The following is a 340-nucleotide window of genomic DNA, read 5'->3' as shown; positions in this document are numbered from 1 at the left end:
GGTGTGGAAATGATGGTCGGCCTGCTCGGTGTGCTCAAGGCAGGGGCGGCTTATGTACCGCTGGACCCTGCCTATCCGGCCGAGCGACTGGCTTACATGATCACCGACAGCCAGCCAGCGGCGTTGCTGACCCAGCGTGATCTGCGCAAGCGCTTGCCGACCCTGACCTTGCCACTGGTGTTGCTCGACGGCGATCAGCGCGCCACCTTTACCGAGCGTGACGACAACCCGGTGGTGGAAGCCCTCAGCGTGCGCAACCTGGCGTATGTGATCTACACCTCGGGCTCCACGGGCAATCCGAAGGGCGTGATGATCGAACATCGCGGCCTGGTCAACTACA

At 62.9% G+C, this 340-nt stretch carries 1 protein-coding gene; it reads left to right on the top strand.

Annotation, left to right across the window (positions count from 1 at the left end):
- Positions 1–340: AMP-binding protein (locus AO388_RS06535; protein WP_153003973.1), on the top strand; the 340-nt coding region annotated here is incomplete at both ends.

The organism is Pseudomonas sp. ICMP 10191 (assembly GCF_001467335.1).
Taxonomy (GTDB): domain Bacteria; phylum Pseudomonadota; class Gammaproteobacteria; order Pseudomonadales; family Pseudomonadaceae; genus Aquipseudomonas; species Aquipseudomonas cerasi.
This window is presented reverse-complemented; position numbering and strand designations above follow the sequence as displayed.